Annotated in this window: 18 protein-coding genes; 12 read left to right on the top strand and 6 right to left on the bottom strand. The window is 61.7% G+C overall.

The window, feature by feature from the left end:
* Positions 1 to 3: 3 nt before the first annotated feature.
* The 3 genes from D0550_RS26950 to D0550_RS26940 form a co-directional block, all read right to left on the bottom strand.
* Positions 4 to 1,653: a galactose-binding domain-containing protein gene (locus D0550_RS26950; protein WP_161966071.1), complete on the bottom strand. Its 1,650-nt coding sequence runs from the start codon at positions 1,651 to 1,653 to the stop codon at positions 4 to 6.
* Positions 1,654 to 1,886: 233 nt separating this feature from the next.
* Positions 1,887 to 2,315 (bottom strand): MAPEG family protein, encoded by a 429-nt coding sequence (locus D0550_RS26945; RefSeq protein ID WP_116812329.1) that lies wholly within the window; start codon positions 2,313 to 2,315, stop codon positions 1,887 to 1,889.
* Positions 2,316 to 2,326: 11 nt separating this feature from the next.
* Positions 2,327 to 3,286, bottom strand: a complete 960-nt coding sequence (locus D0550_RS26940; RefSeq protein ID WP_116812298.1) for a diiron oxygenase — start codon at positions 3,284 to 3,286, stop codon at positions 2,327 to 2,329.
* Positions 3,287 to 3,406: 120 nt separating this feature from the next.
* On the opposite strand from D0550_RS26940, the gene D0550_RS26935 reads away from it, so the two are divergent.
* Positions 3,407 to 4,357, top strand: a complete 951-nt coding sequence (locus tag D0550_RS26935; protein ID WP_206606569.1) for an AraC family transcriptional regulator — start codon at positions 3,407 to 3,409, stop codon at positions 4,355 to 4,357.
* On the opposite strand, the gene D0550_RS26930 is transcribed toward D0550_RS26935, so the two are convergent.
* From D0550_RS26930 to D0550_RS26920, 3 genes are read right to left on the bottom strand one after another with little or no spacing between them, the layout of a single operon-like run.
* Positions 4,354 to 5,670 carry an alpha/beta hydrolase family protein gene (locus D0550_RS26930; RefSeq protein ID WP_116812297.1) on the bottom strand — a complete coding sequence of 439 codons (1,317 nt, stop codon included), beginning with the start codon at positions 5,668 to 5,670 and terminating at the stop codon, positions 4,354 to 4,356. The two genes, D0550_RS26935 and D0550_RS26930, sit on opposite strands and share 4 nt — an antisense overlap.
* A gap of 10 nt (positions 5,671 to 5,680) precedes the next feature.
* The gene (locus D0550_RS26925) at positions 5,681 to 8,743 is read right to left on the bottom strand and encodes a TonB-dependent receptor plug domain-containing protein (protein ID WP_116812296.1); all 3,063 of its coding nucleotides are present in this window, start codon (positions 8,741 to 8,743) and stop codon (positions 5,681 to 5,683) included.
* A 25-nt stretch (positions 8,744 to 8,768) separates the two neighbouring features.
* A complete protein-coding gene (locus tag D0550_RS26920; protein WP_116812295.1) occupies positions 8,769 to 10,112 on the bottom strand; it encodes a dicarboxylate/amino acid:cation symporter in 1,344 nt (447 codons plus the stop codon).
* Between the two features lie 210 nt (positions 10,113 to 10,322).
* On the opposite strand from D0550_RS26920, the gene D0550_RS26915 reads away from it, so the two are divergent.
* The 11 genes from D0550_RS26915 to D0550_RS26865 all read left to right on the top strand — a co-directional run.
* Positions 10,323 to 12,110: a sensor histidine kinase gene (locus tag D0550_RS26915; RefSeq protein WP_206606568.1), complete on the top strand. Its 1,788-nt coding sequence runs from the start codon at positions 10,323 to 10,325 to the stop codon at positions 12,108 to 12,110.
* The gene (locus D0550_RS26910; protein WP_116812293.1) at positions 12,107 to 13,468 is read left to right on the top strand and encodes a sigma-54-dependent transcriptional regulator; all 1,362 of its coding nucleotides are present in this window, start codon (positions 12,107 to 12,109) and stop codon (positions 13,466 to 13,468) included. The genes D0550_RS26915 and D0550_RS26910 overlap by 4 nt, the downstream gene beginning before the upstream one ends.
* Positions 13,469 to 13,754: 286 nt before the next feature.
* A complete protein-coding gene (locus D0550_RS26905) occupies positions 13,755 to 14,636 on the top strand; it encodes a hypothetical protein (protein WP_116812292.1) in 882 nt (293 codons plus the stop codon).
* An 8-nt stretch (positions 14,637 to 14,644) separates the two neighbouring features.
* Positions 14,645 to 15,304, top strand: coding sequence for a carboxypeptidase regulatory-like domain-containing protein (locus D0550_RS26900; RefSeq protein ID WP_116812291.1), 660 nt, complete (start codon positions 14,645 to 14,647; stop codon positions 15,302 to 15,304).
* Positions 15,301 to 17,421: a phospholipase C/P1 nuclease family protein gene (locus tag D0550_RS26895; protein ID WP_153067362.1), complete on the top strand. Its 2,121-nt coding sequence runs from the start codon at positions 15,301 to 15,303 to the stop codon at positions 17,419 to 17,421. Before D0550_RS26900 ends, D0550_RS26895 begins: the two co-directional genes overlap by 4 nt.
* 536 nt (positions 17,422 to 17,957) lie before the next feature.
* Positions 17,958 to 19,229 carry an MFS transporter gene (locus tag D0550_RS26890; RefSeq protein ID WP_116812327.1) on the top strand — a complete coding sequence of 424 codons (1,272 nt, stop codon included), beginning with the start codon at positions 17,958 to 17,960 and terminating at the stop codon, positions 19,227 to 19,229.
* Between the two features lie 85 nt (positions 19,230 to 19,314).
* Complete coding sequence (locus D0550_RS26885) at positions 19,315 to 21,186, top strand: sensor histidine kinase (protein ID WP_116812289.1); 1,872 nt, start codon at positions 19,315 to 19,317, stop codon at positions 21,184 to 21,186.
* Positions 21,183 to 22,562, top strand: a complete 1,380-nt coding sequence (locus D0550_RS26880) for a sigma-54-dependent transcriptional regulator (protein ID WP_116812288.1) — start codon at positions 21,183 to 21,185, stop codon at positions 22,560 to 22,562. The genes D0550_RS26885 and D0550_RS26880 overlap by 4 nt, the downstream gene beginning before the upstream one ends.
* A gap of 62 nt (positions 22,563 to 22,624) precedes the next feature.
* Positions 22,625 to 22,795 carry a hypothetical protein gene (locus D0550_RS37220; protein WP_116812287.1) on the top strand — a complete coding sequence of 57 codons (171 nt, stop codon included), beginning with the start codon at positions 22,625 to 22,627 and terminating at the stop codon, positions 22,793 to 22,795.
* Positions 22,796 to 22,885: 90 nt separating this feature from the next.
* A complete protein-coding gene (locus D0550_RS26870; RefSeq protein ID WP_116812286.1) occupies positions 22,886 to 24,631 on the top strand; it encodes a DUF1592 domain-containing protein in 1,746 nt (581 codons plus the stop codon).
* A gap of 20 nt (positions 24,632 to 24,651) precedes the next feature.
* On the top strand, positions 24,652 to 25,433 hold a 782-nt coding region (locus D0550_RS26865; RefSeq protein ID WP_116812285.1), incomplete at its 3' end, for a DUF1552 domain-containing protein.

Genomic DNA, 25,433 nt, shown 5'->3' with positions numbered 1-25,433 from the left:
TGGCTACGGATACACCTCGATCTCGCGCAGCTGATAGTTCTGCAGTGATGTGCCTCGCTTGTGGGCGAAGATGCGGACGTAGCGACCCAAGCCCGTCAGTCCGCGGACATCGTCCACGCCGCCATCGCCAGCGCTCGTCTGGTAGATGGTGGTCCAGGTCGTGCCGCTCGTCAGCGTCTGGATCGTGTACTCGGATGCATGGGCGGCATCCCAATTCAGACGTACGCGCGAAATGGGATAGCGCTGTCCGAGATCGACATAGATCCATTGCTTGTCATTGCCCGGTGCGCTGCTCCAGCGAGTCTCGGTGCTGCCGTCCAGCGCATAGGAGGCGGGAAAGCCGCTCTGGGTTGAGCTCGCATACGCCGGCTTGCCTTTGGCGACATCCTTTTGCGCCTGGACGGCAGCCATGATCCCGCCGAATTCTTTCCAGCCGGTGGCTTCCAGAGGCCGCAAACCGCTTAGAAACGTTGCGTCATCGCTGCCCGAGGCCTGCGCCCAGATTTCAACCATCCGCAACTGCAGACCTTGCTGCGCCCCGGCCGCAAGTCGCTGTGCGAGATAGAGCGGATAGTCGCCTTCGTCTGCAGGTCCGCCGCCGCGCGTCGTGACGCCCGAATTGCCGGTGCCGGTTTCCGAGAGGCCGAACGGCTTGCCATGTTCCAACGCGAAGGAGATCGCGGCAGGGATGCCCCAGCCTCGCTGCTGGTTCCAGTAATCCGCAGCCGGGTAATCCCAGATCTGGGTGCGGTTGACTGGATTGGCGAGCCATTGAGCCAGCGAGACATTCTGCTCGCTGCTCCAATCGTAGTAGGCCGTTCCATCCGGTGAGCGAGTCGCGTTCCATATCGGGCTGTAAGCGGTGGGCGCGACGATGTCGACGTAACTGTCGCCGGGATAACTACTCTCCTCGGCGATGCCGTGGTTCGCGTACGAGGCAGTGGGGCTCCACACAGTTTCGATCGTCATGTCATGAGCAGCGGCATAGTTGCGCGCCACAGTGGCCACATGACGCCATGCCGCCAGATATGCGGCCTTCGTCGCGTCATTGCGGACCTGCCAACCATACCAGTCGCCGTTCTGCTCCCAGCCGACGCGCAGGTAGATCTTGCGAAAACCAGCGTTGCGGAATGCGTCGAAAATGGCGGGCCAGACGCGATATCGGCCGGTCGCTGCATCGTCGAGATCGTACTTGCCGTTGGCAATGTCGTTCATCATTCGCACAGCTTCCGCTTCGCTGTACTTGCCGTGGTTCGGATCGTTCGCAGGCAGATTGCGCCGATAGGCGCGATGATCGTCGGTCAGGCCGACGCTGACCACCGGAATGATGTCCGGTCGACCTTCGGCATCCAATCGATTGAGATGCTCGGCGGAGCACAGCTTCGCCAGTTCGCCGGCGTGCCAGGCTGCATTGTTGCGCCACTGTGCATCGTACGTGCCCGAGCTCCAGATCGGCTCGCGATAGTCGATGAATACATTGGTGGAGTTCGGCTGCTGCTTGATCTGTTGTACGAACGAGTCGTAACGCGGCTGCGCCTTGCTGGGGGTGGGATCGCCCATGAAGAACGCGGTGCCGCTGAACTGATCCTGGGCGTGCGCGGCAAATGCGCAGACCAACGTCGACAAGACAAAGGGGGCGAATCGCAATTTCACTCGGCGCTCCGTGTGTGAGTCTTTGGTTGGGATTTTTTTCCGGGAAATTTTTTCCCGTGACATCCGCGACGCCGGTGTAGCGGCCGCTCGACGAGCATAGCGAGCACCACGGCACCACCGACATCGTCGCAACCGTGTGAATGCGACTCAGAGAAACTGCGCAATGACTTGCAAGCAGGCGTCGGACGTCGCTGCCTGGGGACGGGCGCTGGTTGCTAAAGAGTCCCTCGGTCTCAAACACCTGCACCGGCACGCACGGCGATGACGATGAGCGCCAGAAAGCAGATCAATTGAATGGTGAAGAACGAAAATCGCACGGCGACGAAGGCGTCGGTCTGCTCATGAGACACGTGGACGAGAGATTGGCAGATGCGAGCGATCAGGACCGCTGTGCACAGATAGTTCACGGCAGCGCTGTCGACTCCAATGACGGATATCACGAACACAATGGCGCCGAACACCGGCAGGTTCTCGACGCAGTTCGCGTGGGCACGCGTGCCGCGTCGATACCAATCCTCACCCTCGAGCCGATCGCTTCGAAACGAAGCGATCGGCGCTCTCCGAAACAGGATGTTGAACCACCGATACACGCCGACGAACGCCATCAGCAGCAGCAATGTCCATGCGGCAAAGCCGAGCAACATCCACATCGGGATAGTCATGGTCGTCATCCTCATCGATCGGCAGCGATGATCGGGGCCAGCGCGGCCTGGATCCGCAACAATTGAGAGGACGTCGTCATGCTGGTCAGCAGCCGGTGAAAGTGCGGATGCTGCACGCCTGAAATGATGTACTGCCAGCGATAGGCGCTGAGCACGGTGGTTCCGATCCGCGTCGTCTCATCAGCGCTGAAGCGGCGCGGAACATTGCGAATGAAGTATTCCGCGTCGGCTTGTGCCTGCGCCTGCAGGATGCCATTGACGGCCGCTACCAGTGCAATCAGATCGTTCACCGCCCGATCGCGATCGGGCGGCGACAATCTTGCGTCCTCGTCCCGCCATTCGAGCTCATCGAGCACGACATGTCGGCTTTCGTCTTTCCAGTGGTACTTGAAGACATCCTTGAACAGCGGGCACAGCTCGTCGCGAGGACCGATGCTCTGCGCGTAGTGCGCCTGCACGAACAGTTCGATGTGACAAGTCAACGCCAGCACGGACCAGGTGCTCGCCGCGAGCACCGCACGCGCCACGTCGTTGGGATCGGCCGTTTGACGATAGCCAGTAGGCAGTTGCGCACCGATCATCGTCTCCATGCGTCGAAACAACTCCTGATGCTTGATCTCCTCGGCGGAAAAGCGCACTAACGCTTCGAGCGCAAGCTGATCGTCGAAGGCGTGCGCCCGCCCTTGATCGAGCATCTTGGCGCTGATGAAACGTTCGACCAGCCCGAAGACATACGCATAGGTGCGACCCTGGATTTGACTGAGCAGGCGCGCCTCGTCGGCGGCAAGAAAATCGAGACGATCGACCCGCGACAGGGCGTCGGGCAGGAACTTGCGCGAGAAGTCGAAAGTCCGGTCGCGAATCAGATCGCGATCGATCTGCCATTCGGATTGCTTCGACAGACTGACGAGTTTGCCGTAACGGGCGGTGTGGTTCGATCCGGCGGTGAGAGCGGCAGCAATGGCGTTCATGATGAAATCCTCTTCGCAAGGGTTTTTCGGCCGGTGCTAATCTAGGCACTCCCTTGCCGGGGATGAATGGCCGCTGCGCCGGACTTCATGCTCCAGGCTCCTGACACAGATGGGCCAGCGTTGGACGCGTTCTCAGATGTCTTGCGGGTGATTCGCCTGGCCGGTGGCGTTTTTCTAGAGGCCGAGTTCACTGCGCCGTGGTGCATCAATGGGAAGGTCTCTACGGACCTTTGCAAACCGTTTCTGGTCACTCCACGGCACATCATTGCATCCCATTTCGTCGCTCAGGGTCACATGCGACTGCGAGTCGACGGCGATGAGTTGGTCGACGTGCACGCCGGCGAACTCGTTCTACTGTCGCGCAACGACGAGCACTCGTTTGGCAGCGATTTGAACGCGGCCGCGACTCCTGCCTACCAGATCATTCAGCCGCCTCAGGCCGGCGGCATCTCGCGTATCAAGTACGGTGGCGGTGGGGAGGCGACGCAAATACTGTGCGGCTATCTCGGCTCCGAAACTTCTTTCAGTCCGCTGCTTTTGTCATTGCCGCGGGTCTTGAAACTGGATGTGCGCGCAACTGCTTCGGGCGCCTGGATCGAGAGTTCGTTCCGCTTCGCTGTGAGCGAGATCGCGGCGGGACGGATGGGGTCGGCGACAGTGATCGCGAAACTCTCCGAGCTATTGTTCGTCGAAGCCGTGAGTCAATACGTCGCGAGTCTGCCCGCGGAACGACGCGGATGGCTTGCGGGTTTGCGCGATCCACAAATTGGACGTGCGTTGGCGTTGCTCCATGGCCGTCCGACTGAGGACTGGACCGCGGAAGCCCTGGCGCTCGAGGTGGGCATGTCACGTTCCGTGTTCGCCGAGCGTTTCACCTACCTGATTGGACAGCCACCGATGCATTACCTGTCTCTGTGGCGAATGCATCTGGCCGCGCAACGCCTGCGAGAGGGTCACGAGAGTGTGGCGCAGGTTGCCGTTGCTGTGGGTTACGAGTCCGAGGCGGCCTTCAGTCGCGCATTCAAACGTCAGTTCGGCACATCGCCCGGTGGCTGGCGTGGGAAGGGCTAACGCGGGCTCGGCACGAAGCGACAGCCGCCGGGCACAGTGCTTTCCAGTCGACGGCAGTTTGCGGCGATGTCGTCGGGGGTAGGGCGATGGCCTGCGTCGATCCATTCGTTGAGCGACGTCAGCAGAGCCATGTACTGCGTTTCGGCGAGCTTGGAATGTCCGTGCTCGTCCGTAGCCGTTTGCACCAGCAGATTCGAGCGACCCGCCGCGGAGACCACGCGGGCGTAGTCGGCTTCGAAAGCGAAAGGAATCGTTGGATCGTGAAGCGCGTGCATCGTTACGGTCGGCAGCACGATCAGGCCGGATAGATCCGCATCGTAAGCGAGCTTCGCGACCGCGCGCGGATCGGCAGTGAAGCGTTCGACGCCGGCATTGAGCGCGGCATCGTCGTCCGAGCCCGTGTAGGTTTTGTTTGAATTGTCGAACGGGTTGAGTCCGTCCAGTCGCTCGTGCACCAGGTCGCGAAACGTGAGCGTTGACCAGCTCATGTGTGAGACCAGTTGTTTCTCGGCGATACCGGTGACGCTGAGAATGTTACGCAGTCGTCGCTTCTGTTCGGAGCTGCGCTTGGCAGGCGCCAGGGCGACTCCCGTGCAAGCTTCGACGCGGCGCTGTATCTCAGGTCGCGTGAGTTTGGAATCCGCGGGCAGACCCTGCCACATTGGATAGGTCGGCTCACCCGACGCCGGCAGATTGCGGCAGTAGTATTGATACACCGCGCGCAGGTCGGCTCGAAAACCATAGGCTCGCGTGCCCCCCGCTAGCACGCCGCTGGTCAACATCACACCGTGGTAGTTTGGCGCGCCTTCCGCATCGAGAGCGTAGAGCTCGGCGACCTTCGCTGCGACATTGCCACCGTACGATTGGCCATGTAACACGGTGCGGCTCGGCTTGCCGAAGGACTGCAAGAACAGCTCGCGACTGTGATCTACATCGGCGGCCGCCATGCGCACGCCGTAGCCGCCGCGTCTGTAAGTCGAGCTGACCCAGGCATAGCCCTGTCGTACGAAGACGTCGAAGCGCTGCATGTCTTCGATCGCCTCTTCGACCTCGGGCACGTTGAGGCTGGGGCCACCGTGCGCGTGCACGATGAGCATCTTGTTCCACTGTTTGGGCACAGCGACCCAGACCCAGGCGCCGTGGCTGTCACGAGTCGAATGACAGGTCGCAATGGACCTCACCGATTCCGGGCACTCGGATGCCGAGAAGACCGTTGCGGTGCTTGCTGTCGCCGATTGCGTCGATGCGGCGCTGGAGGCCAGTGCCAACGCCGTCGCGACAGAGGTCGCGACGGCTGCCAGTGTGCTGATCATGCCGGTCTCTTCAGAACGTCTTGGAGAGATTCATATACCAGAAGCGTCCCCACGGCACCTGCACGGAGCCGAGGTAGCCGCCGTCGGCGAGCGACGGGCCTTCATCCGTCAGATCGCGCACGCCCAGACGTATCTTGGTGTTGGAGGCAAAGCCCGCATCGGCAAATTCATATTGCGTGTACAGGCCGGCGACCAGCTGCTCGTCCACGACCCACGGCTCGCCGGTGGCGCTCAATAGACCGATCTGCTCGACCTCGCTCACATAGTTGAGCGTCAGGCCGAAGCGCCAGGGGTCGATGTCCCAGATGAACGAAGAGCTGGCTTTCCACTCGGGGCGACCGTTCTGCGCGATCAGCTGTCGCGAGTCGGGCAACGGCGTCAGCGCATCGATGAGACCTTCCTCGCGAGCCCGATAGAGCGAGTCGACGATCGGTCCCGGTGCGCGGGTGAACTCGAGCAATTTCGCGCCATTCAATCGCACCGTGAAGTCGCCGAACCGCGTCCGACGCAGCGACCAGGTGATGCCGAAGTCGATGCCCTCGACGGTTTGCGGCAGCAGGTTGATGAATTGGTCGCTGACTGAAATCACGGTGCCCACCGGAGTCAGTCCGGTGCCGGCGAACAAGGCTTCGTCATCCGCATTGACGGGCGAGCGAACCACCGCCGGGTTGGAGCCGCCTTGCAGGCGATTCAAATAGTCGAGCGCCATCGCGGTGGGCGCGCCGAGCAGGCCGACGATCTGTTCCTGTTCGATCTTCCAGCGATCCACGGTGAAGGTGAAATTGCCCCAGCTGTCCGGCAGGAACTTCGGTTGGAACACCAGGCCGATGGACTGATTGGTGCTCTCTTCGGGCTCCAGGTCGGGATTGCCCGAGACCAGCAGCGAGATGCTGTTCGCACGGACGCATGCGTTCATCGATGCAATACGCCCAGCGCGGATGTCTGCTTCGCAACGATAGAAATCGTTGGGCGTCGACAGTCGCGCGTACTGCGTGGCATTGGTCTGCTCGAGGTTGGGTGCGCGGAATCCTTCGGAATAGGAAGCGCGAACTCGCACGCCGTCGACGATATCCCATCCCATCGCAATCTTCGGCTTGGCGACCGAACCGAAATCTGAGTAGTGCTCGTAGCGGCCCGCCACCTGCATGTCGAGCGAGCGCACCAACGGGATATTCATATCCGATGAAATGACCGGGACGGCGAACTCCAGATAAGCCGCGCCCACGGTGCGGCTGCCGCTGGTGTCGGGATTCGGGCTGACGGCCGAAATATTGGAGAGATTGACCTCGCCGCTCACCATGTCGACGAACGTGTTGGTGCCGTCGAGGTTGGCGTCGCGATTGTCGCGCTGAGTTTCACGCCGGCCTTCCACGCCGAAAGCGACACCGACCGAGCCACCGGGCAGCGAGAAGAGATCGGCAGTGGTCACTTTGAAGTCCGCGAGCGTCAGCGACGAACGTGACACGCGCTTCATGTCGAAAGTGATCGCGTCGATGGCCGCCTGCGAGCTGGGCGAGCAGTCGCCGTAGCTCAACGTGTCAGCGCAGCCACCGCCGAATGGGTTGTATGCATCAGGCGTGGACAGCGCCAGCTGCTGCTGAAGCGCGGTCATGTTGATGTTCGGTGAGATGTCCTTGGCTTCCGCTTCGGAATAGACCACGGCGGATTCCCAGTCGAACTTGCCCCATTGCCCGCGCAGGCCGGCGACGAAGCGCGATTGGAAGTTCTTCACCGTGACGTCCTGGAAGCCGGCATCGACGAAGCGGTAGTTGCCGAGACGAATCGGCAAGCCCTCGGCAGGAACGTTTGTCAGGCCGGGCAGACGATTCGGATTGGGTGTGCCATCGGCGAACGCGACCGGGCCGAATGGGTTGTAGTAGTTGCTGGCAGGAATCCACAAGCCGTTGAGATTCACGACCGGCGGTTGTGTCGCTCTGCTTTCTGCGCCGTAGAAGCCGACTTCACCGAACGCCGTGATGGAAGAGGTGAGTTCGTACTCGCCAGTGAGATACAGGTTCACGCGCTCGACAGCGGGGCGCACCGTCGTGTTGTAGCGAGTGTCGTAACGCATGTCGCGGTTCACGCCGCTGTAAGCAACCGTGCCGCGCACCAGGCAGATGTCATTGGCCATCGCGACGCCATCGCAGCCGATACTCGATGGCTGAACGTGAAATGCGCCGGCGGCGGTCGTCAGCGCCGTTGTGCCTTGTCTGATCACCGGCGTTCCCGCAGGCACGCTCAGCTGCGGCCACGGGGAATGTGACGAGCGCCCGTCTGGCACCGTGGAATTCGCAAAGCCGGGATAGTTGCTGAAGAACGAGCGCATGTCGTCGCTGCGTGTGAAACTCTGATCGGCGGCGTCGAGCGAGCTGCGATCGGTGTAGTTCAGGAACACTCCGATGTGGCCGCGCTCGAAGCGCTGCCCGCCGTGCAGGTTCATTTCGAACTCGCGCAGGCCGGTGCCTTCAGCGCCGCCGTACTGCGTGCTGACCGACAATCCCTCGTAGCCGCTCTTGAGGATCGAGTTGACGACGCCGGCGACAGCATCGGCGCCATAGATCGCCGCTGCGCCGTCGAGCAGCACTTCGAGGCGCTCCAGGCCGGCAACGGGCACAGCATTGGCGTTGAAGCTTTGCACCGGCACCGTGCCGGTGTCGGAGGTTCCCTGGCTGGTCGGGTGCGGCACGAGACGTCGGCCGTTGAGCAGTACCAGCGTGTTGCCGACGCCGAGCGAGCGCAAGTTGACGGAGTTGACGTCGCCGCGCGCGGAGTTGCTGGTCTGTGGATTGTTGGCCGCTTCAAACAACACATCGCCCATCTGCGGAATCGAGCGGAACAGGTCATCGCCACTGATCGCGCCAGTCGCTGCGATTTGATCCTGATCGATGGTCACCACGGGCAGCACGGCGGCGACTTCGCTGCCGCGGATGTTCGTGCCAGTGACCACGATTTCTTCGAGCTGTTGGGCGGGCTCGGCGTCGGAAGCGGTCTGAGCCCACACATTCGTTGTGGTCGTGAGTTGCACCAGCGCGCTGGCAAAGAGCAGCGGACCGGTCATCGGATTGCGTCGCATACTGAAAAACTCCCCCGTCTTCGGATTATGAATTGGGCTGATCTGCCTGTGGCTCGGACAGGACTGGCTCGGTGGCACGGCCGTGCAGCGCTGCGTCGAGCATTTCGCGATCGAGCTCGCTTTCCCAGCGCGCCACCACGATGGTGGCGACGGCATTGCCGATGAAATTGGTCAGCGCGCGGCATTCCGACATGAAGCGGTCGATGCCGAGGATCAGGGCCATGCCGGCCACGGGCACGCTGGGAACGACCGCGAGCGTGGCGGCGAGTGTGACGAAGCCGGCGCCGGTGACGCCCGCGGCGCCCTTTGAGCTGATCGCGGCAACGAGCAGCAGCAGCAGTTGATCGCCCAACGACAGGTCTACGCCGGTCGCCTGTGCGATGAACAGTGCGGCCAACGTCATATAAATGTTGGTGCCGTCGAGATTGAACGAATAGCCCGTGGGGACCACCAGGCCGACCACCGCCTTGCCGCAGCCGGCGTGCTCCAGCTTCTTCATCAGATTGGGCAGCGCCGATTCCGAGGAACTGGTGCCGAGCACCAGCAGCAGCTCCGAGCGCAGATAGGCGATCAGCCGCAGGATGGAAAAGCCATTGAGGCGGGCTATGAGCCCGAGCACCAGCAGGATGAAAATCGCCGATGTGAGATAGAAGGTGGCGACCAGCGTGGCGAGATTGACGATGGTGCCGATGCCGTACTTGCCGATGGTGAAGGCGAATGCGCCAAGCGCGCCCAGCGGCGCGGCTTTCATCAATACCGCGACCAAGCGAAAGACCACTGCGCTGGCACTTTCGAGCACCGCCAGCAGCGGCCGGGCAGGGGCACCGACCAGCGAGATGCTGATGCCGAACAGAATGGCGACGAACAGCACCGGCAGGATGTCGCCGTCGGTGAACGCCCCGACGAAGGTCGTCGGAATGATGCCCATGAGAAACCCGACCAGGCTTTGCTCATGCGCCTTGGCCGCATAGTTCGCCACCGCGCCCGTATCTAATGTCGTCGGATCGATGTTCATGCCGGCGCCGGGCTGCACGACATTCGCGACGATGAGGCCCACCACCAGCGCGAAGGATGAGACGGTCAGGAAATAACCGAAGGCCTTGAGCGCGACGCTGCGCAGCGCGGTCAGGCTGGACATCCCAGCGATCCCGGAGCTGAGCGTCAGGAAGATCACCGGCGCGATGATCATCTTCACCAGATTGATGAAGGCATCGCCCAGCGGTTTGAGCTGGACGGCGAATTCGGGCGAGAAGTGACCGAGCAGGCCGCCGATCACGATGGCCGCAATCACCTGCACGTACAGAGAGCGATGCAGAGGCGTGCGGACAGCATCCCGCAGCGGTGCATTGGTGTTAGTCACGGCATGCATCCGTGTTCCCCCCTTCTCGTTCGTCGGCTTTGTTCGGCGGTCGCTATCGTGCGGGCGTTGGAGCATGGCTCGCAAGGCGCGCTGTCAATTGTGATAAGTTGCTGTTTATACTTTGTTTATTGGTATTTTGGCGGGTGTGTTTGTGCGGAAAACTGCACACGATGAGACCGGGGTGTGTGATGATCCGCCCACTCGGGGGAGATCGTTGTTGTGATCATCGGTGAGAGCCCACGTCGCATCGTGCGCCATGCGCTGATCGTTGCCATCGTTTCGCTGACATGCGCGCTGATCGTGGGAGAGGTCGGAGCCCGGTTGGCATGGCAACAGGTCGAGCAGCGCGCGCGAACCGACGTCGCTCTGCGGGCTGCCATGCTTCGGAGCGAACTGGATCGGCATCGCTCGTTGCCCTTCGTGTTGGGTGACGATGCCGAGGTGCGTGCAGCGCTGCGACTTGGCGAGCGCACGCCGCAGACTGCTGCTGCTTTCGATGCCTTGAGCGCACGCTTCGAGCGGCTCGCCGCGCATGCGGGTGCGACGACTGTTTATTTGATCGATGCGTCGGGAAGAACGATTGCCGCCAGCAATTGGCGCACGCCCGCGAGCTTCGTCGGCGAGAACTATTCGTTTCGACCTTACTTCCGTAACGCGATGGCCGAGGGCGCGGCCGAATTCTTCACGCTGGGCACGGTGAGTCATGTGCCAGGGTTGTATCTGGCACGTCGCATCGATGAGCGTGGCGGCGGCGCGCAGCTTGGCGTGATCGTAGTAAAGGTGCAGTTCGATGCGCTCGAAGCTCAGTGGCACGGTGTCGACGACGAGGCGTTCGTGACCGACGCTCACGGCGTGGTGCTGATTACCAGCGAGCCAGCGTGGCGTTTCACGGCCACGCGCCCGCTCAGTGCTCCAGAGCAGTCGTTGCTGATGAGTGCCGAACATCTCGGCCTCGATACGCAGCTCGGCGCGTTTCCCATCGTCGACGAGGCCACGCATGTGTCGGCGCAAACCGCGACGGGCAAGCCCGGGTGGACGGTTCACATTCTGCGTAACGCCAGCAAGGAGTTGACGACAGCGAGAGTGAGCGGCCTGGCGATCGGCGGGCTCGGCGGCGTGCTGCTGAGTCTCGGCGTGATGGCGGCGATCGTTGTGAGGGCGCGGCAAAGAACGATGACCGCGCGTCGCGAGGCTGCACGAGCCGAACTCGAACGACAGGTCGATGCGCGCACTCGCGAGCTGAGCGAAACGAACCTTCGGCTATTGCGGGAAGTGGATGAGCGCGCTCGCGCCGAGGCGAGCTTGCACCGGTTGCAGGACGAGCTCGTGCAGACAAACAAGCTGGCAGTCCTCGGCCAGATCTCCGCTGGCGTGGCTCACGAAATCAATCAGCCGCTCTCGGCGATCCGCAGCTACGTCGACAACACGCGAGCGTTCCTGGCGCGCTCGGATGTGCGCAAAGCCGGCTCGAATCTCGATTCCATCGCTGCACTCACCGATCGCATCGGTGCGATCACGCAGGAACTTCGCACGTTCTCGCGCAAGAGCAGCGCTACGCCGCAGCCTGTGCCGCTCGAAGCTGCGATTGCCGGGGCGTTGTTGCTGATGTCCTCGCGATTGCGTGCACGCAGTATCAAACACGTTCGCAATGGGCAGAGCTCGGCAGTTCGCGTGATCGCCGAGCGCGCCCGGTTGGAGCAGGTGCTCGTCAATCTTCTGCAGAACGCCGCCGACGCGCTCGACGGCGTGCGCGAGCCGCGAATTACCATCGATGTGCACAGCGATGCCGACGAAGTGCAGGTCGAGATTTCCGACAATGGCCCCGGCATCAGCGCCGCAACGCTCGAAGAATTGTTCACCCCGTTTGTGACCAGCAAACCTAATGGCCTGGGTCTCGGGTTGGTGATCTCGCGCGACATCGCCGTGGAATTCGGCGGACGACTCGAATATCTGCGCCGCCCCGGACCGGGCGCGACCTTTGTGCTTGCCTTGAGACGCGCGCCATGACGCTAGATTCTTCCACTGCCCAGGATCCGGCCTGCCGGATCGCTTTCTTCATCGATGACGATCCAGATGTGCGCGCCGCGAATGCGCAGACATTGGAGCTGGCGGGTTTCGATGTGCGCCTCTTCGACGGCGCCGAGGCCGCCCTGGCGCAACTCGACGAGCACTTCCCGGGTGTCGTCATCAGCGATCTGCGCATGCCCGACGTCGATGGACGCACCTTGTTTCAAGAGCTGCGACGGCGCGATCCCGACATCCCGGTCATTCTCATCACCGGCCACGGCGATATCCACGAAGCCGTCGAGCTGATCCATGCCGGTGCTTACGATTTCATCGCCAAGCCGTTTCCCGCCGAACGGCTGGTGTCGAGTGTGCATCGTGCGCTCGAACAACGCAGCCTGGTGCTGGACAATCGTCGCTTGCGTGACGCCGCGCGTCGCGAAGATGACGAGTTGCCATTGATCGGCGACAGCCCCGTGATGGTCGGACTGCGCGCCAGTCTGCGGCAGCTTGCCGATGCCGACGTGGATGTGTTGATCGAAGGCGAGACCGGCGTTGGCAAGGAAGTCGCCGCTCGTGCCTTGCACGCATGGAGCAAACGTCGCACGCGCACGTTCGCTGTATTGAACTGTGCGGCGCTACCTGATGGCTTGCTCGAAAGCGAGTTGTTCGGTCATGAGGCCGCTGCGTTTCAAGGCGCCGTGCGCCGGCGGATCGGCCGCATCGAGGCTGCGCACAGTGGCACGCTCTTTCTCGATGACATCGAATCCATGCCGCTGGCGTTGCAGACACGACTGCTGCGCGTGCTGGAAGATCGCTCCGTAACACCGCTTGGCGCCAACGTGCCGCGGCCCATCGATTTCCGCGTGGTCGCCGCATCGAAAGTCGACCTCGGCGATCTGGCCGCTCGCGAATTGTTTCGCTCGGATCTCTACTTCCGTCTCAACGTCGTCCGCCTGCGAATTCCGCCGTTGCGTGAGCGCAGGGCCGACATCGTGCCGTTGTTCGGTCATTTCCTGACGCTCGCCGCGCAGCGCTTCAGGCGCTCACCGCCTGCCATCACTCGTACGATCAAAGCGCGCCTGTTCGAACATTCCTGGCCGGGCAATGCCCGCGAGCTGCGCAACTTCGCCGATCGCGTCGTGCTGAAGGTGCCGGATGCCGCCGAGGCAGAAGCAGACTCAGTGGAAAGTTTGCCCGAGCGTGTGGAACGTTACGAAGCCAGCCTGATTCGCGACGCTCTACGTGCCACCGACGGCGACGTACGCGCCACCCTCGCCAAACTCGCGATCCCTCGCAAAACGTTCTACGACAAGATCGCCAGACACCGGATCGATCTGGATTCGTTCCGGAGGGGGTGAGTAAGGACCCGGCAGCGGCACCGGCGGAAAGGCTGCGAGTTTTCCGGAACTGCTGCGTGAAGTGACATCGATGGATTGACATTCTGACCACAACGCAGCAATTTAGGTGCACGAGAGCGGCGCAGCCGCCAGAGTGGATCGTCATAACAAGCAACCGGCACGGAGGCCTCCACTCACCTCCAATGGATTACGGAACTTCCAGATGCGTCATTTCCGTGCGGGCCTATCTCGGGCAGGCAGGGCGGTACCAGCTTGCCGGGTTCTGATCGCAGCCGCAGGTCTGCTCGTGTCTGCCCTCGCGACGGCGCAGGCATTCCCTCCTCAGTACGTCAACGCTCTGCAACGGGCCGCCTACTCGATTTTTATCGGTGATGTGAACAACGACGGCTACCCGGACTTGCTAGCCAAGGCAAAGAGCGGTCTCGTGATGATCGACATGGACGTCTTGGTTCCGATCGTGCTCAAGCCTCCCAGCGCGACGTTCGTTCTGCTATCACAAAGCGGCGGTCCCTATGTCCTGGATGCCAACCCGAGCACTGCTACTGTTCGCAGCTCCGTGTGGCAACCTGCCAATTACACCCAGGTATTCGGCGACGTCATGGGAACAGGCAGCGTCGCGTTGTTATTGCAGGCCCGTACGCCGGGCTCGCCCAGCTTTCTAATAACCACTACCGCGTCGAACGGCGCACCCTCGTTGGTCCAGGAGCTCACCACGGCCGGGATCGGATATGATCTGAGCGCAGGCGGCATCACTGTGACGCTGAGCGATACCAATCGCGACGGCCGGGCCGATCTCACGATCCGCTCGAACGGCTTGATCGAAGCCGTACTCACCGCCAGCCAGCAGGGCACCTTCGCCCGGCCAAGTAGCGACACGGACCAGATTCTGGTCGCGTGGCGCTCTTTCTGCGCGGCGCTGGACTCGGGCGATGTGAATTCGGCCGCGCGCTTCATCAGCATCGATGGTCAGGCGATCTATCTGCCGGTCTTGCAGGATCTCGGGCCGACGCTGCGCACAGTCACTGCTGGCTGGTCGCAGCCCAAGGCTATCAACATGAGCACTAGATTCGCTCTCTACGGGCTGCGTGATAGCACGGGGAGCGGCAATGAGTTGCACATGATTCTCTTCATGCGCGAGGCCGGCCGCTGGGTGCTGAGTGAGTTCTGAACGAGCGCATGAGCAAACTGCTGAGCTATCTGGTTGCCGTTGGCGTGCTGGCACTGCTGCTTGCGGGTTACTACGTCACGTCCAGCTTCTGGATGTCGTCGGAAGCGCGGGCGCGCGTGGTCGATGCGCAGACGGGTCAACCCGTGCCCGATGCGATCGTGCTTGCCACCTGGGAGGTGAAGGGGCTCGAGGGTTACTCGTTCGGTCCGCTCGTCATGTTCGAGCTGACGACAGATGTGCAGGGCGCTTTTTTGCTGCCGGCGTGGGGCCCTCGTTTGTACACCGGCAGCGGTGAAATTCGCGGCTCCGAGCCGGTGGTTAGAGTTTTTAAACGCGGTTACTTGCCGGCGGTGCTCAACAACAAGTCACCGCCTACGCGTTTCATCAAGCCGAGCATCGATCGTCAGGTGATCCAGTTGCAGCCATCGAGCGTGCCGCTCGCGGAATACGCGCGTCAATTGGAGCCGTTCCGGATGTCGATTCTATTTCTCTACAACGCTGGTCATTGCGAATGGCAACGAGCACCGCGCACCACGGCGGCGATGCATCGATTGAAGAGCGAATTGCAAGGCACCGATGCCGCGAGCGCATTTCGTTCCGTGGATGAAATCTTGGGGCCGCCCGAGTGCGGCTCGGCACGCGAGTTCTTGAAGGAATATCTGCGATGAGACGTGTCACCTCGACGATCCATTGCGCGGCATGGCTGATGCTATCGACCAGCACGGCCTTCGCTTACGAGCCGACTACTCACCAGGTTCTCTCGCAACTGGCGGCGCAACGCTCGAAGGTGTACAGCGATCCCGCCTTGCTGCCTGACCTGGGCGTGTCGGTCAGCACCAGTTTCACGCTAACCAATATTCTTGGCCAAGCGGCCGGTACCGCCAACGCCGGAGATATCATCGCCTTCGGGTCGGACCTGGAGGACTATTACGAGAAGAGCTGCAACTGGAAGAATCCAACGACGCTGGGCTGGATGCGCGTGTTCAATCATTTCTTCGATCCTCAGCATGGCGGCCGCGCACTCACGGTCTCGGGAGCGGCGATCGGCATACCATCGCCGAACTGGGCATTGGAAGATGGCGGCGACGTAACGACGGTGTGGGGACCTTGCGCGGAGATCGGGCGCAATCAAACCTATTCCTATCGGCAAGCGCAGGATCACCTCTACAACTCGCTGACCGGCCAGGCTGCCAACTATCGCCAGCAGGAAATATCCATCACGTTGCAGACGCTGGGGCACGTGATTCATCACGTTCAGGACATGGCGCAACCCCAGCACGCACGCAACGATAAACACAACGAACCGGACCAGGCGTATTACGAGGTCTACACGGATGAGTTCGTCAGGACGAAAATTCCTGATATCATCGCCGGTAGCCCCCCATATCGGATTCCTGAGTTCCCGCGTGCGCGGCAATACTGGGTCAGCGACACAGCGCCTGCGTATGTCGGCATGGCGGAATTTTCCTCGAACAATTACGTCAGCTACGGAACGAACTTTGCGTCGAGCCCGGGCGGTTCCATATTGCCGAATGTACTGTTTCCGTACCCGAACGCTGCCAACGCCAATGGCACGCAGAAACGAATCGAAGCGCGTTCGATAACGCTTAGGTACTCTGACAACAGCACCGACGCAGGCCCCGTCAATGTAGTGCTTGGCGATGTGTACGACGGCAATACCGGTGCGCACAACTCAAATCAGATTCTCGCGGTGGCCTCACTGCTTGATCGCCCTTCCCAGAGCGCGTTGTCACGTCGGGTGTTCAAGATCACACCAGTCGTGTTTGAAGATAACTATCGAATCCTGTTGCCTCGAGCGGTGGCGTTCTCGGCGGGACTGATCAATCATTTCTTTGCCGGACGTCTGGATGTGACGCGCGCTGCGAGCGGCAGCGGATGGACCATCCGCAATCTGTCCGGCGAGACCATGACAGGAACATTCGCCCTGTATTACGAGGATAACGCGGGCATTCGGTACGCCATCAACGCAGCCTCTTGGACCGGTACGCTCACCGCGAACCAAATGACGGCGGCGCTGCCCGAGCCACCCGCTTCCGCCGCCAAACTGATCGGTGTTTTCAAAGGTACCATCGGCGCGGAAACTGCCTTGACGCGCGTCGCGGGTAAGGTGGTCTCATTCGCGCCGCCGCCAGTTGCATGCGCCGGCACGTACAAGATGACGGGTGGCATCAGTGGTTTGGACATCACTCGCGAAATGGGGTCGACATCGGGGACTGTGCAACTGAGCTTCGAGGCGTATTCGATCAAGGACTCGCTGGTCGTCAACGCGGTGAACCCGGCGAACACGCAGCTGGCTACGACCAGCGGCATGGTTTCAGGGCTGCACAAGAGAACCTTCGCCTTCAATCCGGCCACGCTGGGAACGACCAAGGCGCGAATTCGCATCGTTGGTAGCGATGCAGATACGGTGTGGAATGTGGCGATGAGTTGTCCGGGCAAGAGCCTGAGCGCTGAGGACTTCCCGCCGAGCCGCCAAGTGCGCTTTGACTTCGGCTCGACGTTGAGCAATGCATCCGGCAGCTGCCAGGCGGACTTCTACGTCGACGACGTTCGCATCGGTCTCGCGTATGTCTCCGCCGCCGGCGGCACCTCCCTCACGGCATCGCTCACCCAGGGACCGGGACACGGCGCTGAATTCAGAAACTTCTCCTGCACCAGCAACAACAACAATCTGCTGGTCGGGTCGCAGTACACCGATCCGAGTGGGACGGTACGGCTGCAAAACATGAACGTCACGGGCATTCGCTACTTCGACGTTCGCTGAGCGCAAGAGCCTGGCGCCGCATCGGCGCCAGGTATCTGTCGCGAATTTGTATTCCTCGTCGCAGCGACGATCGTGAAGCGCACTCCGGCGCGATCCAGGAAGTAGCCCGCCGCGAGCTCCGCTTGTCCGGCATGTCCCCGAGGCGCGGCTGCAATCGAGCATCCATGCGCTGAGAACCTTTGGGGATCCGCCGCTCGAAGCGATGCCGATCGGCAAGCTCATCCGGCATTGCGAGTGACGATAGGTCAACGGATAGGCCGCTTTCCGCCGATGGGATCCGGCGGATCGGCAAGATTTTGCCGATTCTGCTGCGCATTCCCCTCGCGCAAGGGGTGAGTACTCAAATATTCAACTGGTCCCGACTTCCGCGTCGGGGTCTGTACGTTCGTGGCATGGGGATTGCACCCTTGGCAGCCGGGCACAGACGAACGGTTATCCGGCCGGGAAGTAGCAGAAAAATGGGACAAATTGAGCTGGCAGTCGATGCCGACATTGCAGCAGCAGCGAACAAAGTTGCGCCCCTCGATGCCGCGGACATGCGTCGGCGTCTCAAGTCGATCTTCATCGGGTCGGTAGGCAATCTGGTCGAGTGGTACGACTTCTACGCCTACGCGGCCTTCGCGCTGTACTTCGCGCACCTGTTCTTCCCGGGCGACAACGTGGTGGTTCAGCAGCTGAACGCTGCGCTGCTGTTCGCGTTCGGTTTCATCGTCCGGCCGATCGGCGGCATGCTGTTCGGGCATCTGGCCGACAAGTATGGCCGGCGCACGGCGCTCACGCTGTCGGTGCTGTTGATGTGTTTCGGCTCGTTGATGATCGCCGTGACGCCGACCTACGCCTCGATCGGCATGGCCGCGCCGGTGATGCTGTTCCTGGCGCGCCTGATCCAGGGCTTGAGCCTGGGCGGCGAGTACGGCACCAGCGCGACTTACCTGAGCGAAGTCGCGCACGAGAATCATCGCGGTTTCTTTTCCAGTTTCCAGTATGTGACGCTGATCGGCGGCCAGCTGCTGGCCATCCTGGTGCTGTTGCTGCTGCAGAAGGTGTTCCTGACGCACGAGCAGTTGATGGACTGGGGCTGGCGCATTCCCTTCGTGATCGGCGCCTGTCTGGCGATCGTCGCAGCCCTCATGCGTCGCGACCTGCACGAGACCACCGCGTTCGTCGAGGCCAAGAAATCCTCCAAAGGTGAAAGCTCGCTGAAGGCGCTGATGAAGTATCCGCGCGAGGTGATGCTGGTCGTCGGCCTGACCATGGGCGGCACCGCGGCGTTCTACACGTACACCACGTACATGCAGAAATTCCTGAAGCTCTCGGTCGATCTCACCAACGACCAGACGACCATGGTCACTGCCGGCTCGCTGTTGTTCGCGATGCTGTTGCAACCGATCTATGGGGCGATTTCCGACAAGATCGGCCGCAAGTGGTTGCTGATCGGCTTCGGCGTGGCCGGCACGCTGTTTACGATTCCATTGCTGACAGCATTGCAGACGGCGCAAGGTCCGCTGCATGCGTTCATCCTGATTGCCGCCGCATGGATAATTGTGTCAGGCTACACGTCAATAAATGCGGTGGTGAAAGCGGAGCTATTCCCCACTCGGGTCCGTGCAACTGGCGTCGGACTTCCCTATGCAATCACAGTGTCGATATTCGGCGGTACCGCCGAATCCCTGGCGCTATGGTTCAAATCGATTGGCCACGAAAGTTGGTTCTACTACTACCTGACCGGCTGTATCGCAACGTCGCTCGTGGTCTACTTGTTCATGCGCGACACCAAGACGGCATCCGCCATGAACCGGCATGACTGACACTGACGCACATCGCCAGAAGGGGGCGACGCAAGCATCAGATTGGACGAGCAACTAGCCGCGAACATCCGCACGATCCTCGCTCATGAAGTTCGCGGCCAAGACTTTGCAATCCCTTCGCGTTCGTCGCGCAGCGGTGGCGATGCTGATCGCTGCGGTGATCGCCGGATCCGGATGGCTCGCCTACGAGCTGGCGCTACAGTCCGGGTTCGGCGGCTTGCAGCGTGCGGCGGATGATCGGCTGTCGTTGCTGCAGCTCACGCTCGACGCCACGATCGAACGATTCCGCTACCTGCCCACGGCGCTCGCTCAGGCGGCGCCGATCGCGGGCATCTATGAGCATCCCGATTCGCCGCAGGCAAGACAGGCCGCGAACCAGTATCTGAAATCGTTGAACGATGCGGCCGGCTCGTCCGACATCTATGTGCTCGATCACAGCGGCGTCGCGCTGGCGGCCAGCAACTACCTCGACAACAACAACTTCATCGGCCAGAACTACGCGTTCCGCCCGTACTTCACCGAAGCGGTGAACAGCGTCGAAGGCCGTTACTACGCGGTCGGTGCGACCACGGGAAAGCCCGGCTATTTTCTCTGGCATTCGGCCAACGAGAACGCCCAGACCGGGGTGGGCGTGGCCGTGGTGAAAGTGGATCTGCACCCGTTGCAGAACGAATGGAAGAGCACCGGCGCGCTGGTGGCCATGCTCGATCCCAACGGCGTGATCTTCCTGACCAGCCGCCCGAACTGGCAGTACCGGCCCATCTCGCACCTGTCGGAATCCCAGTTGCGGCTGCTGCGCGATACGCGTCAATACGGCCGTGCCATCGACGACCTGAATCCGCTGTTCGACGGGGAGCGCACCGATCATGGCATGAAGGTGGTGCGCATCAAGGAACGCGAGGAGCGCACCAGCCATGAGTACGTCGTCTTCCGGCGGCCATTGCCGAAGCATGGCTGGACGATGGTGGTCCTGTTTCCTTTGCGATCGGTACAGCAGCAGGCTGCTGTGGTTGCGGCTGCCGTGATGCTGGCGGTGCTCGCCGCCTTGCTGACCTATCTCGTCACGCATCAGCGCCGGCAGATCGTGCGCGCCAAGCTCAACGCGCATCACGTCCTGGAACAGCGGGTGACCGAGCGCACGGCGGAGCTGGCTGAGACGAATTCGCTCCTGTCGGCGGAGATCAATGAACGAATCAGGACCGAGCGGGACCTGCGCCTCGCGCAGGACAACCTGGTGCACGCAACCAAGATGGCAAGCCTCGGGCAGGCACTGGCGGGCGTAGCTCACGAGATCAATCAGTCGCTTGCTGCGATGACGACCTACATCGCGGGTGCGCGCGTGCTGCTCGACAGAGACAATAAGGAGTCGGCTCTGTCGAATCTGAAACTGGTCTCTGCAATCGTCACCCGCATGGGGGCGTTGACTCAGCATCTCAAAACGTTCGCGCGCAAGGACACTGCGTCCCGACAGGCGACCGACATCACCGCTGCGATTCGCTACGCACTCAGTCTGGTCGACTATCGCATCGGAGAGCAGGGCGTGACCTTGCACGTCTTGGTTCCCGAACAGCCGGTGTACGTGATCGGCAACGCGGTTCGCCTGGAACAGGTCATCGTCAACCTGATCTCCAATGCACTCGACGCCATGCGTGAGCGGCCGCAACGGCAGCTGACGATCGATCTGGAGTGCGGCGAAGGCCGCGCAAGCCTCAAGGTCCGCGATACCGGCCGGGGCATTGCCCGCGAGCATCTCAGCAGCGTGTTCGATCCTTTCTACACGACCAAGGACGTCGGCCAGGGTCTCGGCCTGGGGCTGTCGATCTCCTACGGAATCATCCAGGACATGGGCGGCGAAATATCCGTCGAGAGCACCTTGGATCATGGCACGACGTTTCGTATTGTCCTGCCGCTCGCCGGCACTCTGGCCCTTCACACCGCAGTGGCAATCCAGACATGAATCCCACAGTCCTCGTTGTCGATGATGAAGAGCAGGTACGCCACTCGATCGCGCAATGGCTCGAACTGGGCGGGCTCACCGTCGAGACGGCTGCAGATGCGGACGCCGCTCTGGCTGCGATCCGGCGCGGCCCTCCCAAGGTCGTGCTGACGGACTTCAAGATGCCGCGCAAATCGGGCATGGACCTGATGCGCGAGCTGCAGCGTTTCGAACCCGACATTCCTGTCGTGCTGCTCACCGCACATGGCGACGTGCCGCTCGCTGTCGCCGCGATGCGCGAGGGCGCCTACGATTTCTTGCAGAAGCCTTATGTGCCTGAACATCTGTCGGCAGTCGTGGCGCGGGCGATCGAACAACGCCGTTTGAAACAGGAACTGCAGCAGCTGTCCGGACGCGTCGCCGCTCACGAAGGATTGCAGGCTCACATCGTCGGCGCTTCGGCGGCGATCGTGCGGGTTCGCGACATGGTGGCGGAACTGTGCCTGCACGATCCCAACGTGATCATCAACGGGCAGACCGGCACGGGCAAAGAAGTGGTCGCACGCGCCTTACACGATTTCGGACCGCGCGCGAAGGCGCCCTTTGTCGCGATCAATTGCGCGGCGTTGCCCGAAGAGTTGTTTGAAAGCGAGCTGTTCGGCCACGAAGCGGGCGCGTTCACCGGGGCGCGCACCGCGCGGGTCGGCAAATTCGAATTCGCGCACGGCGGCACGCTGCTGCTCGATGAGATCGAGAGCATGCCGCTGGCGTTGCAGGCGAAGCTGTTGCGCGTTCTGCAGGAGAGGGTGGTCGAGCGCGTCGGCTCGAACAAGAGCGTTCCGGTCAACGTGCGGATCATCGCTGCCACGAAATACGATCTCGAGGAACAGGGCCGGCAGGGGCGGTTTCGTCCCGATCTCTACTATCGATTGGCGGGCGCCGAGATTCCGCTGCCGCCGCTCAAGGCGCGCGAAGGAGACATCCTGCTGTTGTTCGAACACTTTGCGACGCGCGCAGCTGCAACGGCGGGGCAGCCTCATCGAGCATTGTCGTCATCCGACGTCGAGGCATTGCTCACGCACAGTTGGCCCGGCAACGTGCGGGAATTGAAAAGCGTTGCCGAGCGTTATGCGCTGGGACTGAAGTCGATGGGGCGTACGGTGCCGGAGATCCTGGGCAAGGTGGCGCCGAGTCCGACCGCTGTCGGCGCGGCGCTGGCGGATCGTGTCGCAGCTTACGAGCGGCAATTGATCGAGACCGCTCTGAGAGACCACAGCGGTTCGATCAGCGCCGTCATCGAGGTGCTCGGCATACCGCGGCGGACGTTGAACGAGAAGATGGTCAAATACGGATTGATCAGGCCGGGCCGGGACACCGGTACGCACAACCAGGCCTGACGCCGGCAGGTTTCGGCCGATGTTGAAATTATGGATCGGCGAATTTCCGCCGATCGGCGGAAATCGGGCGTCGCGCCCGGACACCTCTCGCCAAAAAAATACGATGCGACAAGGTGTTACGTAACGCGCAGCGGGTAACGACAAAGTGGCACGTGTGTTGCTACATCTGCTGCATAAGCGACGTCAGGTGCATTGCGATACGCGTGATCTTGTTGGTAAATGACCCTTGTTGATGCGTTGCAGCTAGCCGTCGTAAGTTTGTGCAATCGTAAGGAGCGAGAGCAGCTGGGTGTTCGAGCTCCTATGTTTGAGTAGGGGGTTACATGCGTCTGTTGTCGAGTGAACGGTGTCCGCCGGTGGGGCGAGGGTTCTCGCGCCGGATTGGATCTGCAGCGGGATTGCTGGCCACCATCGCATTGGCGAGTTATTCCGGAACATCAACTGCCGCGCAGAGCGCAGCGACGGCTGCCACGGGTCACGCAACACAGGCGCCCCTGCAGGAGCCGCAGGACACCGGGTCTCTGAATCGGCTGCGGTTGGTGACCGAGGAGCAGTACCTCAACACCGTCCGTTATGTTTTCGGGCCCGACGTTGCTCCCGAACCTCACTTCCCTCCGGCGCAGCGTCGCGATGGTCTGCTCGCGCTCGGCTCTTCGATTACGGGCGTGACCACGGCACAGCTCGAGCTGTATCAGAAGGCCGCGGTGACGATCGCCAACACAGTGGCCGACCCGAAATATCGCTCGTTCCTCATCACCTGTCAGCCCAAGAACGAGAAAGCGGCGGACAAAGCCTGCGCAACTCAGTTTCTGAAGGAAAAGGGACGACTGCTGAATCGCCGCCCGTTGACGCAGCAAGAGCTCGACGCGTTCGTCGCTCAGGCCAACCAGTCCGCCAATCAGCTCAAGGATTTCTACACGGGCATCAGCATTGCGCTCGAGGCCATGCTGGTCAGCCCCAACGTGCTGTTCATCGCTGAGACCACCGAGCCGGATCCGACGCGTCCCGGTCGCCAGCGTCTCGACGCTTATTCGCTCGCCACCCGTATGTCGCTGTTCCTGTGGAATGCGATGCCGGACGACAACGTGCTGAAGGCTGCGGAGAGCGGCGAGATTCAGACGCCGCAGGGCCGGGCACGCGTGGTCGACATGATGCTTTCGAGCCGTCGTCTCGACTCTGGTGTGCGCGCCTTCTTCGACGACATGTTCCACTTCGACGATTTCAATGCGCTCTCCAAGGATCCGGCAACGTATCCGCAGTTCACAGGCCAGGTGGCGCAGGATGCACGCGAGCAGACCTTGCGAACCATCGTCGATCATCTGGTCAACAAGCGCGGCGACTACCGTGATCTTTTTACAACGCGTGAAACGTTCATTTCACCTGCACTCGCCGTGGTCTATGGCGAGCCCGCACCTGCTGGCTGGACGCCGTACACCGCGCCACCCGACAGCCCCCGCGCGGGTCTGTTGAGCCAGGTCAGCTTCCTTGCGCTCCATTCGCATCCCACGCGCTCCTCTCCGACTTTGCGTGGCAAAGCGCTGCGTGAAACGCTGCTGTGCCAGCGCGTGCCGCCGCCGCCGCCGAATGTCGATTTCGGCGCGGTCGACGATCCGAACTCGCCGTTCAAGACACAGCGCGAGCGCGTCGCGTTTCACTTGACCAACCCGGTCTGCGCGGGTTGCCACAAGATCACGGATCCGATGGGCCTGGCGCTCGAGAACTTCGACAGCAGCGGTCGTTTCCGCGCAGACGAAGGCGGCGCCCCGATCGACGCGAGCGGTACGCTCGACGGTAAATCGTTCGTCGGCGTGCCGAGCCTCGGGCAGGTGCTCCGCGATCACCCGCAGCTTACCTCGTGTTTAGTACAGCGCGTCTACAGCTACGGCTCGGGCGGAGCGGTTCGTTCGGAGGACAAGAAGACGCTCGAATACTTCAATGCGAGCTTTGCCGATGCCGGCTATCGCGTGCCGGATCTGCTGCGAACCATTGCGCTCAGCAATGCGTTCTCGGAGATCGTTGAACCGAAGGCGAACGTGCCTGCTGTGAAGACAGCCAGCACCACGAACTAACGAATGAGGGGGAAATACCAATGACAACATTCACACGTCGCCGGGTTCTGCGCGGAGTTCTCCAGGGCGGAGCCGTCACCGTCGGATTGCCGCTGCTGAATTGCTTTCTCAACGACAACGGCAACGCCTATGCCGACGGCACGCCGCTGCCGATTCGTTACGGCACCTGGCTGTGGGGCCTGGGCATGAGCAAGAATGTGTTCGTGCCGAAGAAGACCGGGCCGGGCTACGATCTTCCCGAGGAGCTGGCCGCACTCAAGAACGTGCGCGATCAGGTCAATCTTTACACCAACCTCACGGCCTTTCGTGACGGCGCGTTCTTCTGTCACTTCACGGGCTGGATGGTGTTCCGCTCGGGCACCTCGCCCACGGTCGGCAACCAGGCGCCATCGGAGACGCTCGATGTGATCGTGGCCAATCAGATCGGCCGCACCACGCGCTTCAAGAACCTGACTGCAACCGCGACCGGCGACGTGCGTACCGTCGTGTCCTACGAGAATGCCAACACGCCCAACTCGCCGGAATTCTCACCGCTGAATTTCTACCGGCGGCTGTTCGGCCCGGATTTCCAGGATCCGAATGCGCCCACCTTCTCGCCGAGCCCACTCATCATGGCGCGCAAGAGCGCGCTGTCGGCAGTCTCTGATCAGATCAAGGGACTGGAGCGCAGGGTCGGTGCCGAGGATCGGCAGCGGCTCGATCAGTACTTCACGGGCCTGCGTCATCTCGAGCAGCAGTTCGACCATCAGTTGACCAAGCCTGAGCCGCGCGCGGCCCTGTCTCTTATACACATCTCCGAGCC

The organism is Steroidobacter cummioxidans (assembly GCF_003104955.1).
This window is presented reverse-complemented; position numbering and strand designations above follow the sequence as displayed.